Origin of the sequence: Sneathiella sp. (genome assembly GCF_002694385.1) — a bacterium.
Taxonomy (GTDB): domain Bacteria; phylum Pseudomonadota; class Alphaproteobacteria; order Sneathiellales; family Sneathiellaceae; genus Sneathiella.
The window spans coordinates 1-12,927 of the sequence record NZ_NZMB01000022.1; the positions used below are offsets into that span (position 1 = coordinate 1).

The window sequence follows — 12,927 nt, forward strand, 5'->3', positions numbered from 1 at the left end:
AATCGCCGCCGTCAGCGTCGTCTTGCCATGGTCAACGTGACCAATCGTCCCAATGTTTACATGCGGTTTACTGCGATCAAATTTCTCTTTGGCCATTTTCCGTCGTCCCGAAGCAAAAGTTACTCAGCCCAAAACACCGGATATTCCCTATTCCGGCATCAAAATTTCGTTGACCGTATTTAGAGCGCCGGTCAGCGCTTGGAGCGGGTGAAGGGAATCGAACCCTCGTATTCAGCTTGGAAGGCTGCTGCTCTACCATTGAGCTACACCCGCCCTGTTTCGCATCAGTGATGCCAGCTCCACGACATCAATCCATCTCATGCAGGTGGTGGAGGGAGTTGGATTTGAACCAACGTAGGCAGTGCCAACGGATTTACAGTCCGTCCCTTTTAACCACTCAGGCATCCCTCCGCACAAGCATCTCCTCCGGTATACGCCGAAGGTGACCGGCACTATCGAAAATTCACGAATAAAGTCAACCGAAAAAGAAAGTTTTTTTAACGATAAGGCAATTTTTTTCGGCCCGCCGGAAAATGCTGGCTTGTTGCAACATGTGAAGCGCAATATAAGCAACGCCATGTCAAGAAGCAAGCCAGCAAACCCGCGCATGAAGAAAAGCAGAGCCGCCGCCGGCACCGCCGGTCGCCCCGGCGCACGCGCGCCGCACGGCGGCAAGGCGCCGCAGGGGCAGGAAAGCTGGCTTTATGGCGATCATGCCGTGCTCGCCGCCCTTGCCAACCCGCGCCGCAAGCTGCGCCGCCTCGTCGTGACCCGCGCGAAATTCGACGCCTTTGATCCCGATCTGCAGGGGCATATCCAGTCCCTCATCGCGCCGGAATTTTTCGACAAGGACGCCCTCGCCGCCCTGCTGCCCGAAAATGCCATCCATCAGGGCATCGCCCTGCTGCCCGCCCCGCTGGCCGAGCCTGCGATTGAGGATCTGCCCGGCGCGGAGGAGACGGAACCGGCCGTTGTCGCCGTGCTCGACCAGGTGACGGACCCGCAGAATGTCGGCGCGATCCTGCGCTCCGCCGCCGCTTTCAATGTCAAGGCGCTGATCGTGCCGGACCGGCATTCCCCGCCGGTCACCGGCGTGCTGGCGAAGGCCGCCTCAGGCGCACTCGAGACTGTGCCGGTCATCCGCGTCGGCAACCTGTCCCGCGCCCTTGATCAGCTCGCCGATCGTGGCTACTGGCGAATCGGGATGGATGGCAAGGCCGACAAGACGCTGGAGCAGGCCGCGCAGGGTCTTCAGAAGGTTGCGCTCATTCTCGGCTCCGAAGGCAAGGGCCTGCGTCACCTGACCGCCGAGAAATGCGATCTGCTGGCGAAGCTGCCCATCGGCCCGCAAATCGAAAGCCTCAATGTCTCGAACGCGGCGGCCATCGCCTTCTATGAGCTCGATCGGCCGGGCCGCCTCACCGGCAAAAAATGACCCGGATTTCGCGCCATTGGCGGGGGCGGAAATTTTGTGTATTTTTTACTTGTCGAAGGGGGCTAAGCTGACTATTTTCCAGCCAGCCTTACGCCGCTATAGCTCAGCTGGTAGAGCAGTTGATTTGTAATCATCAGGTCCCGGGTTCGATTCCTGGTGGCGGCACCACATAAGCCCTTGAAGACACCCTGTCTTTGAGGGCTTATCTGTTTGCGAAGCCGTCCGGTTCAGTCTTCCCGCCATTCATCACCCAGCAGCTCCGGCTCGGCATAGGCGTAGAGATCCGCGAGATGCCGGTCGGCATCCTCCGTGAAAAAGGCGCTCGCCAGCGCATTCACCAGCCGCTCCACTCCCACATTGACGCCCGGAATATCGGCGCTGATGCCGGAATGGCTGAGCATGCTGGCCGCGTTGAACAGATGGATGCGCGCCAGATGCGGCGCCGCGCCCGGCTCCTTTTCCAGAAACTCGAAACCGGGGCCGAGATAGGGGAAGCGGCCGAGCTCGTCACTCTCCAGCCCGGCGGGCGGCATGAAATGATCGCGCCACAGCCGGATATCGCCTGCATGTGCGGCCAGCTCCGGCTGCCGCGTCATGTCAATGGCATAGCCGGTACCGAGGATGACAAAATCGCCCGTGAATTTCCTGTCCCCGCTGTCAAGCTGCACCGCGCCATCTGTCACCGCCGCCTGGCGGACAGAGACGCCCTTGTGGATATGGAAATTGTCATATTCCTTCAGCCGCAGCATGGAGAGACGGGGCGGCGCGATACGGCTTGCCAGGCTGTAATGAAGAAACCGCCAGCGCCGTGCGTCATCGAGGGCGAGGGTTCCGCGGAAAAAGCCGGGATAGGCTGTATTCTTGAACTTGTTGACGCGGGGAATCTCGGTAGCGCGCATCAGCAGATGCACCTCCCCTGCGCCCTGTTCCAGCGCCACCGCGGCACTATCCACCGCCGAGGCTGCCCCGCCGATCACCAGCACCCGTTTCCCCGCCATTGCAGAGAAATCAATCGCCTCCTCCGTATGGGCGATGAGAGACGGCGGAATATCCTCGAAAACCGCCGGGATGCGGCATCCGCCAAAGGCGGCGCGCCCGGTCGCCAGCACGAGATGACGGGCGAGCAGAGTGACGGGCCCGTCCGGCCCTTGAAGGTGCAGCCGGAGGAGGTCTCCTTCCGGCTCAATCCGCTCCAGCCGATGATTATTCTCTGTCGGGATGTCCAGGATATGGCGGTACCAGATCAGATACTCCATCCACATTTCACGCGGGATATACTCGAAGCTTTCCCACATCTCGCGGCCATATTTTGCCACGCACCACATGCGGAAGGTGAGGTTCGGCAGGTTGAGATTGGGCCCGGCAAGCCGTTTCGGCGAGCGCAGGGTGCGCATGCGCGCTGTCGTCACCCACGGCCCTTCTGCCCCGGCGTCCCGCGCATCAAATATGCGAAAATTCTGGATCCCCTCGCGCCGCAGGCCAAACGCCGCGGCCATGCCGCACATGCCGCCGCCGATGATCACCACATCGGCGACACTGGCGCCATCCGGCCCCGACATCGGCTTCACCCAGTTATCCGGCGGATAGTTAAGGTAGCGGAAATCCCGCCTGATCTGGCCTTCGAGCTGATCGAGACCGCTTCTTCCCGTTACCATAGCGCTACATTTTTATTATTATTGACCAATCCGCAGCATAGGGAAAATGCCGCCGCCCTGACAACGGGAAACTGTCCGTTTTAATAAACGGCTGCTTATTATCTTCGGTTCCGCCAAAGGCGCGCAATCTTGACACCGCCCGCCGATATTGAAATAAGCATATCAATGGAATGTGCCGTCGCGGCACAGGCGGCTCCGGGCAGTAAGGGGAAATCGGTGAAAGCAGTTATTCTGGCCGGCGGGCTCGGCACCCGGATATCGGAAGAATCCCATCTCCGGCCGAAGCCCATGATTGAAATCGGCGAATATCCGATCCTGTGGCATATCATGAAGATCTATTCCCATTACGGGATCAATGATTTCATCATCTGCCTCGGCTATCGCAGCTATGTCATCAAGGAATATTTCGCCAACTATTTCCTGCACCGCTCCGACGTCACCTTCGATCTGGAAAATAACGAGATCACCTATCATACCGCCAAGGCGGAGCCGTGGCGCGTCACCCTCGTCGATACGGGGGAGGCGACCATGACCGGCGGGCGCCTGAAGCGCGTTGCCGGATATCTCGATCCTGATGAGACCTTCTGCATGACCTATGGCGATGGCGTGGCCGATGTGGATATCGCCGCCCTTATTGCCTTTCACAAGGAACAGGGGCGCGAGGCGACCCTGACCGCCGTCGCCCCGCCCGGCCGCTTCGGCGCCGCCATCATCGAGAATAACAAGGTCCGGCAGTTTACCGAAAAACCGGCGGGCGATAATGGCCTGATCAACGGCGGCTTCTTCGTGCTGGAGCCGTCGGTGCTCACACGTATTTCCGGCGATGACATGCCGTGGGAGAATGACCCGCTGACCGGCCTTGCCGCCGATGGGCAGCTTGCCGCCTATCACCACCGCGGCTTCTGGCAGCCGATGGATACCTTGCGCGAGAAGAACCTTCTCGACCAGCTCTGGAAGAGTGGCAAGGCGCCGTGGCGGGTCTGGCGTTGACGGCGGGGATCATGTCATGACCGCCGCCGCCGTCAATCCCGATTTCTGGAACGGCCGCCGGGTTCTGCTGACCGGCCATACGGGCTTCAAGGGGGCGTGGGCCGCGCTCTGGCTCGCCAAGATGGGCGCAGATGTCACCGGCATTTCCCTCGCCCCGGACGGGGAGTTTTCCCTGTTTGGCATACTACAGCCCCGCCTTTCCCTTACCTCCCATCTTCTCGACATCCGCGATAAAGGCGCCCTTGCCAATGCCGTGACGGAGGCAAATCCGGAGATTGTCCTGCATATGGCGGCGCAGGCGCTTGTCCGCCGTTCCTACCGGGAGCCGGAGGAAACCTTCGCCGTCAATGTCACCGGCAGCATAAATCTGATGGAGGCATTACGCGATCTGGAAGGGCTCAAAGCGGCGCTGATGATCACCAGTGATAAAGTCTATCGCAATGACGACAGCGGCCGCGCCTTTGTGGAAAGCGACCCACTCGGTGGGGATGATCCCTATTCCGCCTCCAAGGCGGCGTGCGAGATTGCCGTCGCCTCCTACGCCAAAAGCTTCTTTTATGACAACAATGTGCCCGTCGCCACTGCGCGCGCCGGCAATGTCATCGGCGGCGGTGATTTTTCGGAAGACCGGCTGATCCCCGATATCTGGCGCGCCGCCCGTGACGGGGAAAGCGTCACTTTGCGATATCCCGGCGCCACCCGCCCCTGGCAGCATGTGCTGGAATCCGTCTCCGGCTATCTCCTCTATCTTCAGGCCCTGGCCATGGATAAAGGCGCAGGGGTGCCGAAGGCGCTCAACTTCGGGCCGGAGAAAATCGAAAATCTCACCGTCGGGGAAATTGCCCGCGATGTGCAGGCGGCCTTTGGCATCCCTGATGACTGGTCACTGGAAAAGGCCGCGCAGCCGCCGGAGAAAACCCATCTCGCCCTCGACGCCTCCCTCGCTCGCAAGACCATCGGCTGGCGGGCCAACTGGACGGCCGAAACCGCCCTTGCCCGAACCGTGGACTGGTACAAGGCATTTAACGAAGGCGCAGATATGTATGACTTTACCCTGTCCCAGATTACCGCCTATGAGGCCCGTTCATGACCCGCCCCTTGAGTTGCCGTTTCTGTCATCGGGAACTGACCCATACATTTGTCGATCTCGGCAGAACGCCGCTCGCCAATAGCTATCTGCGCGAAGAGCGGGATATCGCGCGGGAGAAATCCTATCCGCTGCATGCCCGCGTCTGCGACGGCTGCTTTCTGGTACAGGTGGAGGATGTGGTCCCGGCCACCGAAATCTTCTCCGATTACGCCTATTTTTCCTCCTACTCCAGCAGTTGGGTGGAACATGCGCGCCGCTATGCGGAGAAGATGATCACCGCCCTTGATCTCGGCCCCGCCTCGCTGGTGGCAGAGATTGCCAGCAATGACGGCTATCTGCTGCGCCATTTCGTTGAAAAAGGCATCCCCGTGCTCGGGATTGAACCGGCCGCCAATGTCGCCAAAGTGGCGGAGGACGCGGGCGTCAGGACCGATGTCGCCTTCTTCGGGGTGGAGACGGCTAAACGCCTCACCGCCAGCGGGCCCCGCGCCGATCTGATGGCTGCCAACAATGTCATGGCGCATGTGCCGGATATCAATGATTTTATCGGCGGGGTGCCGATCCTGCTGAATGAGGAGGGCGTCTTCACCATCGAATTTCCGCATCTTCTCAACCTGATTGAGAAGGTGCAGTTCGACACCATCTATCATGAGCATTATTCCTATCTCTCCCTGCTGACGGTGGAGAAAATTCTCGCCGCCCACGGCCTGCGCGTCTTTGATGTGGAGGAACTTGCAACCCATGGCGGCTCGCTGCGCATCCATGCCTGCCATCAGGCTTCCAAAAAACATTTAGAGACGGATCGGCTAACGGCGCTGCGGGTGAAGGAGGCCGCCGCCGGAATGGGAACCCTCGCGGCCTATGAGGGCTTCACGCCGAAGGTGGAACATGTGCGGGACCAACTGCTCGCCTTTCTGCAACAGGCGAAGGCGGCGGGCAAGAAAGTCGCTGCTTACGGCGCGGCGGCGAAAGGGAATACATTGCTGAATTTCTGCCATATCGGGCCCGAGCTGATCGAATATGTCGTTGACCGCAATCCGGAAAAGCAGGGAACCTTCCTGCCCGGCAGCCATATCCCCGTGTTCGATCCCGCGAAAATCCGCGCCGAAAAGCCCGATTACGTGCTGATCCTGCCGTGGAACCTGGCCGATGAAATCTCCCGCGATATGGCGGATATCCGCGCCTGGGGCGGGCAATTCGCCATTCCCATCCCCACGCTCACGATCCTGCCATGATCTTTATCGAAACGAAAATCACTGGCGCCTATCTGATCGAACCTGAACGGCTTGAGGATAACCGCGGGCATTTCACCCGCAGCTTTTGCAGCCGCGAATTCGCCGCCGCCGGGATCAGCTTCCTGCCCGTGCAGAGTAATCTCTCCCACAATAAAGCGGCATATACATTACGTGGAATGCACTTTCATGCGGCGCCTTATGCGGAGACGAAGCTGGTGCGCTGCACGGCCGGTCGCCTGTTTGATGTGATCGTCGATATCCGCGACGGCTCGCCCAGCTACGGCCGCTGGGTCGGCGCGGAACTCAGCCGCGACAACGGCTCCGCCCTGTTCATTCCGGCGGGCTGCGCCCATGGCTTCCTGACGCTGGAGCCGGACACCGACGTCTTCTACCAGATGAGCCCGCATTTCACGCCGGGCTATGAGCGCGGCTTTCGCTGGGATGATCCGGACATCGGCATCGACTGGCCTGGTACGCCCGCCGTGATATCGGACCGCGACGCCGCCCTGCCCCTCCTGCGGGAGGTGTCTCCATGAGGCGCTGTCTTGTCACCGGCGCGACCGGTTTTATCGGCCCGCATGTGGTGCGCCGCATGCTGGATTGCGGCTGGGAGGTGATTTCTCTCTCCCGCCATGAAGAGCTTCCGCTCGCCGGGGCGCATCGGCATATCGCCGTTGATCTTCATGACATCCCCTCAATGGAAATGGTGATCAAGGAGGCGGCGGCGAGCCACCTCATCCATCTCGCGTGGGAGGCGACGCCCGGCAAATTCTGGCACTCGACCGAGAATTTCCACTGGGTTTCAACCAGCGCCTATCTGCTGGATGCTTTTGTGAAAACCGGCGGAAAACGGGCAGTGCTGGCCGGGTCCTGCGCCGAATATCAATGGCAGCCGGACGCGCTGGTTGAGGATCGTTCAACGGCGGAGGGGGACAGCCTTTACGCCGCCTCGAAGCTCGCCTTCCGGCGGCTTGCCCACACCATCGGCCAGGAGATTGACCTTGTCTGGGCGCGGCTGTTCTTCCCCTATGGCCCCGACGAGGACGCCAGCAAGCTCACCTCCTACATCTTCCGGGAACTCTGCGCCGATCGCCTGCCCACCTTCCAGACGCCCGGCAACGGCATTGATCTGATCCATGTGACGGATGTGGCCCGCGCGCTGGAACGGCTGGCCGTCTCCGACCTTACCGGCACCGTCAACATCAGCAGCGGCCGGGCCGTGCTGCCCCCTGAAATTGCACTGGAAGCCGCGAAACTCCTCGGCAAGGAGGCGCTGGTCCCGCCGCTCACCGAATTGGTGGAAGAGACATCGCTGAGCACCGCCCTTTATGGCGATAACCGCCGGTTAATGTCCGTCTGGGAGGGCGCGCCGATGCTCTCCCTTGTGGATGGGCTTAAAAGCTATCTGAAAGTCTGACCCAACCGCCTAGTCCGAAGCCGCAAGGCTTTCCCGTGTCTTGATAAACAGCGGATCACCGGCAAATTCAGGATAAAAATCGAGCATTCGGGAAAGCGCCTCTTTCCCCCGGCGGGAAAGGTTCCGCCCGCGCCCGACCTTGCCCACATTGAAGCGGGTTTTCGTGCTTTCCATGGCCCGTTCCAGCGCGGCGTTGATCTCCGCATCCTCCGCCGGGCAGTTCGCGCGCTGCAGCACATCGCGCATCACGCTGGCCGTATCCGCCGTCAGGTCATCGAAATCATACAGCTCCCCGATGCCCGCGGTGCGCCATCCCGCATAAAAATTGAGATACCACGGCAGGGCGAGGCGAACAATCGCCTCCTCAAACTCGTCATCGGGCATGTTTTTCTGCAAATCGCTGAAGAAAGCGTAAGGCACCGGTTCCGGATCGGCGCGCAGGTGATCGCGCAGGCTGATGGCGCAATCCGCCAGGTTGCGGATCAGGACGGCAAAGGTGACGCCATATTTGCGCCCGTAAAATTCCGTCGCCCGGCTATGGCGCAGATGGCATTGCGCGACATATTTCCGCCGGTTGTAATGGGATAGCTGAATGGGGCAGAGTTCCTGCTCGCGCTGTTCCCATGCGGGGACGAGGGTTGCCTGCTCCATCCCCGGCAGCTCGGCAAGCGCCGTCGCCAGAAAGGTCGAGGCCGTCTTCGGCATGCAGGCGATCACGATATGCGGACGTTTCGGCGGCAGCAGGCGGCCCGTCACCCCGTCCACCGCCAGATAGGCCCCGTTAAGCAGCCGGTTAGCCCTTTTCTCTTTCATAACCGCATCCTCATAACGTCTGAAATTCCATGCCCTATTTCCTCAGCCTGCTGACATTGCGCCGCATTTCGAGGCCTTTCACAAGTTGTTTGAACGTTGCGATCAGCTTGTTGGCGGACGGGGAATAGGGCTTTCCCGTCACCGTCTGTATCCAGGCGACAACCGACGCGACCGTCTGCAAGTCCTTCTTTCCGATCAGGGATTTGCGTTTTTTGGATGGTATTTCACCATCGGCGGCAGTTTTCTCCCGCTCTGTCAGATCCGCCGGATCCGCAAGAGGGACGCGGCTGTAGGCGGGGTCCATCTTCAGAAAAAAATCCTCCAGCACGTTCCAGCAGCGGTTCTGCTTCGGAAATTTGCGCATGTCGGCAATCACCACCTCGCGCCAGCGGGCATGGTCAATCACCGCGCGGCCCGCCAGATGATCCTGATTGATCCGCATCAGATTGGCATAGACATAGGCAGGGATGGAGCGGATGCGGAGATCAATTTCCGGCGCGATGCGGTCCGCCTCGGCCAGTTCCGTGAAATTCTCGGCGATTTTGGTCTGCTGGTCCGTATGCTTTGTCGGCGCATTCATGGCGGAGCCGTTACTCTTCTCCCCCGCGCCGGCGATGGTCACCGGATTACGGATCCACAAAAGCGATTTCGCCACCGTCAGGTTGGTCAGCGCCGTGTTCACATCGGGGATCTGGCCCTGAAAATATTCCCCGCCCGTTGCCTTCACCGCATCAATCACCCGGCGCGAAACGCAGCCATGATAGATATTCGCCCCGTCGCGATAGTTGATCAGGCGGGCGGCGCAGAAATCCTCAAAAACCTGCTGCGGATCAAGCCGTTTCAGCGGCCCACAGAAATCCCGGTAGCGGAATTTGAGCAGGCCATCCTTCGGGCCATTTTCCTTATGCGGCCAGATATAGGTGATATGCCGCCAGATCACCACATCGGGCGCCTGTTTATGGAGAAGATGACGCAGGGTCGCAATCCCGTTCGGGACGACCCCATCATCATCGCCGATGAAAATGACGTAATCCCCGGACGCATGGGACAGCGCGAATTCGAAATTCTGCCGCATGCTGATATCGCGCCCCGGATGCACATAGCGAAGGCGCGCATCGCTGATTGCGGCCACCACATCGCCGGTGTCATCAACGCTGTTGTTGTCGCTGACCACCACCTCGATATCCGGATCGGGGGAGGCAAGGCAGGTCTCAAGACAGTATTTCAGGAATTCCGCACGGTTACGGGTCGGCACCACAATACTGATTTTCAGGGGGTCATTGCCCATCAAAACGCGCCCGTCACACCCGTTTCAGGAAGCCGTCCGGCGTGACGGAAAACATCAGCTTGTCTTCCAGCGCCTGGTTATTCTCAAAACGCAGCGGCGCGCCGTCTGCCGCCAGTATCTTGCCGGTTTCAAGCTGTTTCTGATATTCGAACACGGCGCTTTTCGGGCTGTTGCCGGGGTGCCATGGGCGATCGGGATAGAAATCCTCCGGCATGTCCTCAACGATGGTATCAAAGACAAGGCAATAGCTGCCGGGGCTCGTCAGCGGGGCATAGGCCTCCAGCTCCGCCAGCACATGATCATGGGTATGATTGCTGTCGAGGCTGATGAGGATGCGGGAATAGCCTTTCGCATAGTCCTTGACCTTGGCCACCATTTCCGCCGCGATGGAGGAGCCTTCGAACATGTCGATCCGCCCGGCCATGGGATGCGCCTCAATCGCCGCGCGGTTATGGGCGCGGATGTCGATATCAATGCCAAGCACGCGGCGCTTCGGTTTCGCGGGGTCCAGCATCGTGCCGCTTTCCACCGCCTCGCAATATTCCAGCAGGGACAGCATCGCCGCGCTCTGGATAAGGGAGCCGCCATGGGCGATGCCCGTCTCAATAATCAAATCCGGCTTGACCTCCCAGACAATCTCCTGAAAGGCGACAATATCCGTCGGAAGCTGGATGATCGGCCGGCCGAGGGACGAAAAATTATACACATAACGCTTCGCGAGCGCCTCTTTCAGCCAGTCGTGGGACAGCTTCTTCCACGCCGTTTCCTGCTGATAGGAGCGGATCGTCTCCGTCACTTCCTGCTGAAATTCAACAATCGGATCGGCTTTGTCTGTCGGCATGGATACCTCGAAATTTTCCCCAAACGGCCGCAATGGGCGGCGGGCGGCCCGCGCCGCGCCCCCTGTTTCTAACCGTCCTTCAGGGGTAAAACAACCGATTTGCGGCCCGTATATGCGCCGGGCGGCATTTTCGGCAATTTTCACAGGATTTTTTTGCCGCAAGCGGTGAAAATTACTATGCTGTCGTAACTTTTCGCAAACCCGGCGGCTTCAGGAGAAGAAAGAAATGACGAGGCAAGATCTGGTGACGGTAACCGGCGCCAGCGGCTTTATCGCGCTGCATACAATCCGGCAGCTTCTGGCCGCAGGTTATGCCGTGCGCGGCACGCTGCGGTCCATGGACAAGGCCGACGGCATTGCCCGCGCCCTCGCCGCCCGGGGGGATGTGTCGCATTTGAGTTTCGCCCGCGCCGATCTCACCGCCGATGACGGCTGGGACGCCGCGCTTGAGGGCGCGGATTATCTCATCCATATGGCCTCCCCCGTCCCGGCGGAGGCACCGAAAGATGAAAACGACCTGATTACCCCGGCGCGGGACGGCGCCCTCCGTGCGCTCCGCGCCGCCTGTGACGCGGGCGTGAAGCGCATTGTCATGACCTCCTCCATCGCGGCGATATCGGGCGGGCATGACAAATCACAACAGCTCGACGAGGGCTGCTGGAGCGATGTGACAAAGGACATCGGCGCCTATCAGAAAAGCAAGACCCTCGCGGAAAAAGCAGCCTGGGATTATATCGCTGCCCTGCCCGTTGAAAGCCGCCCCGAATTTGCCGTGATCAATCCCGGATTCGTGCTCGGCCCCGTGATCGGCGGCCAGGCCAGCGCCTCCCTCGAAATTGTCCGCCGGCTGATGGCGCGGGAGGTGCCGGGCGTGCCCAATATCGGCTTTTCCCTTGTCGATGTGCGCGATGTCGCCGCCGCCCATGTCACCGCCCTCATTCATGACGCAGCGCCCGGGAGCCGCTTCATCTGCGTTGCCGAAAGCATGAGTTTTCGCGAAATCGCCCGCCATCTCGCCGATTATCTCGCCCCGCAAGGCTATAAAATCCCAACGCGGCCGGTGCCGGACTGGCTGGTGCATTTTCTCGCCCTGTTCAGCCCGACCTTCAAACTGGTCGCCACCCGGCTCGGCCCGGCGACGGCCTTCGACACCCGCGCCGCGCGAACCCGGCTTGACTGGCAGCCGCGTTCCATGGTCCAGTCGCTGTTTGATACCGCCGACAGCCTCGGTGCGCAGAACATCACCCGCCCGGGGAGAACTCCGTCATGAATACCCGGATGTCCCCGCATCTGTTCGGCCTGCTTGTGACCGCCGCCGGCGTCATCGTCCTGTCGCCGGACGGGCTGCTGGTCCGTCTGATCGCCACCGACAGCGCCAGCCTTCTGTTCTGGCGCGGGCTGTTTTTCTCAGCGGCGATCTTTGCCTTCTATCTCCTGCGCTATGGCGCCGGTAAAGTTGTAAGCCTGCTCACAAACATGGGCAGGCGGGGCGTGATTGCCGCCCTGTTCTATAGTCTCAGCAGTGTCTTTTTCGTACTTGCGATTACCCATACCTCCATTGCCAATGCGCTCGTCATCATTGCCACCGCTCCCCTTTTCGCTGCGGTTTTCTCCTGGCTGTTTCTCAAAGAATCGGTTGCGTTGCATACCTGGATTGCCATCCTTGTCTGTATCGGCGGGATCAGCCTGATATTCATGGGCAGCCTGGGCGGCGGCAGCCGCTTCGGCGATTTCTGCGCGCTGGGCGCGGCCTGCATGATTTCCGGACAGTTCACCACGGTGCGCCATGCGAAGGATCTCGACATGGTGCCCTCGCTCGGTATTGCCGGGCTGTTCATGGCGGCCTTCGCCCTGCCCTTTGCAACCCCGCTCGCGGTCTCCGGCGAAAGCTTCGCCTATCTCGCCCTGCTTGGCCTGGTGGTACTGCCCCTCGCGCTGGCCCTGATCACCATCGGCCCGCGCTATATCTCCGCCCCGGAAGTCAGCCTGCTGATCCTGCTGGAAAGCATTCTCGGCCCCTTCTGGGCCTGGCTGGCGCTCGATGAACTGCCGACGCAGGAAACCGTTTTCGGCGGCATCATCGTCATTTCCACCCTGATCATCCACACCGCCCTGACGCTGCGGCGGAACCGCCGCCTCGCCCGTCAGGCGATCTGAACGGAT

At 60.4% G+C, this 12,927-nt stretch carries 13 protein-coding genes and 3 tRNA genes; 9 read left to right on the plus strand and 7 right to left on the minus strand.

Translation table 11 applies throughout. From position 1 onward, the window contains the following. The 3 genes from CMN55_RS14885 to CMN55_RS14895 all read right to left on the minus strand — a co-directional run. A partial coding sequence (locus CMN55_RS14885; RefSeq protein ID WP_148791578.1) for a GTP-binding protein occupies positions 1 to 96 on the minus strand: 96 nt, incomplete at its 3' end. Between the two features lie 103 nt (positions 97 to 199). After that, positions 200 to 273, minus strand: a tRNA-Gly gene (locus tag CMN55_RS14890). Positions 274 to 326: 53 nt separating this feature from the next. Next, positions 327 to 411: transfer RNA gene (locus CMN55_RS14895), tRNA-Tyr, on the minus strand. 196 nt (positions 412 to 607) lie between these two features. Between CMN55_RS14895 and rlmB the strand changes: the two genes are divergently transcribed. Together rlmB and CMN55_RS14905 are read left to right on the plus strand one after the other, a co-directional pair. Next, a complete protein-coding gene (gene rlmB, locus CMN55_RS14900; protein ID WP_293950702.1) occupies positions 608 to 1,435 on the plus strand; it encodes a 23S rRNA (guanosine(2251)-2'-O)-methyltransferase RlmB in 828 nt (275 codons plus the stop codon). Between the two features lie 92 nt (positions 1,436 to 1,527). After that, positions 1,528 to 1,603, plus strand: a tRNA-Thr gene (locus CMN55_RS14905). Positions 1,604 to 1,662: 59 nt separating this feature from the next. On the opposite strand, the gene CMN55_RS14910 is transcribed toward CMN55_RS14905, so the two are convergent. Continuing rightward, positions 1,663 to 3,090 carry a flavin-containing monooxygenase gene (locus CMN55_RS14910; RefSeq protein ID WP_293950704.1) on the minus strand — a complete coding sequence of 476 codons (1,428 nt, stop codon included), beginning with the start codon at positions 3,088 to 3,090 and terminating at the stop codon, positions 1,663 to 1,665. Positions 3,091 to 3,306: 216 nt separating this feature from the next. On the opposite strand from CMN55_RS14910, the gene rfbF reads away from it, so the two are divergent. The 5 genes from rfbF to CMN55_RS14935 are packed head-to-tail and all read left to right on the plus strand — an operon-like array spanning position 3,307 to position 7,822. Beyond that, complete coding sequence (gene rfbF, locus CMN55_RS14915; RefSeq protein ID WP_293950706.1) at positions 3,307 to 4,080, plus strand: glucose-1-phosphate cytidylyltransferase; 774 nt, start codon at positions 3,307 to 3,309, stop codon at positions 4,078 to 4,080. Between the two features lie 16 nt (positions 4,081 to 4,096). After that, the gene (gene rfbG, locus CMN55_RS14920; protein ID WP_293950708.1) at positions 4,097 to 5,170 is read left to right on the plus strand and encodes a CDP-glucose 4,6-dehydratase; all 1,074 of its coding nucleotides are present in this window, start codon (positions 4,097 to 4,099) and stop codon (positions 5,168 to 5,170) included. Next, positions 5,167 to 6,405, plus strand: a complete 1,239-nt coding sequence (locus CMN55_RS14925) for a class I SAM-dependent methyltransferase (protein ID WP_293950710.1) — start codon at positions 5,167 to 5,169, stop codon at positions 6,403 to 6,405. The genes rfbG and CMN55_RS14925 overlap by 4 nt, the downstream gene beginning before the upstream one ends. Continuing rightward, positions 6,402 to 6,941, plus strand: coding sequence for a dTDP-4-dehydrorhamnose 3,5-epimerase (gene rfbC, locus CMN55_RS14930; RefSeq protein WP_293950712.1), 540 nt, complete (start codon positions 6,402 to 6,404; stop codon positions 6,939 to 6,941). The genes CMN55_RS14925 and rfbC overlap by 4 nt, the downstream gene beginning before the upstream one ends. Then, positions 6,938 to 7,822, plus strand: coding sequence for an NAD-dependent epimerase/dehydratase family protein (locus CMN55_RS14935; protein ID WP_293950714.1), 885 nt, complete (start codon positions 6,938 to 6,940; stop codon positions 7,820 to 7,822). The genes rfbC and CMN55_RS14935 overlap by 4 nt, the downstream gene beginning before the upstream one ends. Positions 7,823 to 7,831: 9 nt before the next feature. Here the strand turns inward: CMN55_RS14935 and CMN55_RS14940 are convergent, their stop codons facing one another. The 3 genes from CMN55_RS14940 to CMN55_RS14950 are packed head-to-tail and all read right to left on the minus strand — an operon-like array spanning position 7,832 to position 10,764. After that, positions 7,832 to 8,635 carry a hypothetical protein gene (locus tag CMN55_RS14940; RefSeq protein ID WP_293950716.1) on the minus strand — a complete coding sequence of 268 codons (804 nt, stop codon included), beginning with the start codon at positions 8,633 to 8,635 and terminating at the stop codon, positions 7,832 to 7,834. Between the two features lie 34 nt (positions 8,636 to 8,669). After that, on the minus strand, positions 8,670 to 9,923 hold the full coding sequence (locus CMN55_RS14945; protein WP_293950718.1) for a glycosyltransferase family 2 protein: 1,254 nt from the start codon (positions 9,921 to 9,923) through the stop codon (positions 8,670 to 8,672). A 13-nt stretch (positions 9,924 to 9,936) separates the two neighbouring features. Then, positions 9,937 to 10,764 carry a cephalosporin hydroxylase family protein gene (locus CMN55_RS14950; protein WP_293950720.1) on the minus strand — a complete coding sequence of 276 codons (828 nt, stop codon included), beginning with the start codon at positions 10,762 to 10,764 and terminating at the stop codon, positions 9,937 to 9,939. 226 nt (positions 10,765 to 10,990) lie between these two features. Here CMN55_RS14950 and CMN55_RS14955 point away from each other — a divergent pair, with 226 nt between their 5' ends. Together CMN55_RS14955 and CMN55_RS14960 are read left to right on the plus strand one after the other, a co-directional pair. Next, a complete protein-coding gene (locus tag CMN55_RS14955; protein WP_293950722.1) occupies positions 10,991 to 12,034 on the plus strand; it encodes an SDR family oxidoreductase in 1,044 nt (347 codons plus the stop codon). Then, entirely contained in the window at positions 12,031 to 12,921 is an 891-nt protein-coding gene (locus CMN55_RS14960; RefSeq protein ID WP_293950724.1) for a DMT family transporter, read from the plus strand. Before CMN55_RS14955 ends, CMN55_RS14960 begins: the two co-directional genes overlap by 4 nt. Positions 12,922 to 12,927 lie beyond the last annotated feature (6 nt).

Excerpts from the sequence above, each read along its gene's own strand:
- rlmB (WP_293950702.1), top strand. The coding sequence starts at position 608 with ATGAAGAAAAGCAGAGCCGCCGCCGGCACCGCCGGTCGCCCCGGCGCA.
- CMN55_RS14910 (WP_293950704.1), bottom strand. The coding sequence starts at position 3,090 with ATGGTAACGGGAAGAAGCGGTCTCGATCAGCTCGAAGGCCAGATCAGG.
- rfbG (WP_293950708.1), top strand. The coding sequence starts at position 4,097 with ATGACCGCCGCCGCCGTCAATCCCGATTTCTGGAACGGCCGCCGGGTT.
- CMN55_RS14925 (WP_293950710.1), top strand. The coding sequence starts at position 5,167 with ATGACCCGCCCCTTGAGTTGCCGTTTCTGTCATCGGGAACTGACCCAT.
- rfbC (WP_293950712.1), top strand. The coding sequence starts at position 6,402 with ATGATCTTTATCGAAACGAAAATCACTGGCGCCTATCTGATCGAACCT.
- CMN55_RS14935 (WP_293950714.1), top strand. The coding sequence starts at position 6,938 with ATGAGGCGCTGTCTTGTCACCGGCGCGACCGGTTTTATCGGCCCGCAT.
- CMN55_RS14940 (WP_293950716.1), bottom strand. The coding sequence starts at position 8,635 with ATGAAAGAGAAAAGGGCTAACCGGCTGCTTAACGGGGCCTATCTGGCG.
- CMN55_RS14945 (WP_293950718.1), bottom strand. The coding sequence starts at position 9,923 with ATGGGCAATGACCCCCTGAAAATCAGTATTGTGGTGCCGACCCGTAAC.
- CMN55_RS14950 (WP_293950720.1), bottom strand. The coding sequence starts at position 10,764 with ATGCCGACAGACAAAGCCGATCCGATTGTTGAATTTCAGCAGGAAGTG.
- CMN55_RS14955 (WP_293950722.1), top strand. The coding sequence starts at position 10,991 with ATGACGAGGCAAGATCTGGTGACGGTAACCGGCGCCAGCGGCTTTATC.
- CMN55_RS14960 (WP_293950724.1), top strand. The coding sequence starts at position 12,031 with ATGAATACCCGGATGTCCCCGCATCTGTTCGGCCTGCTTGTGACCGCC.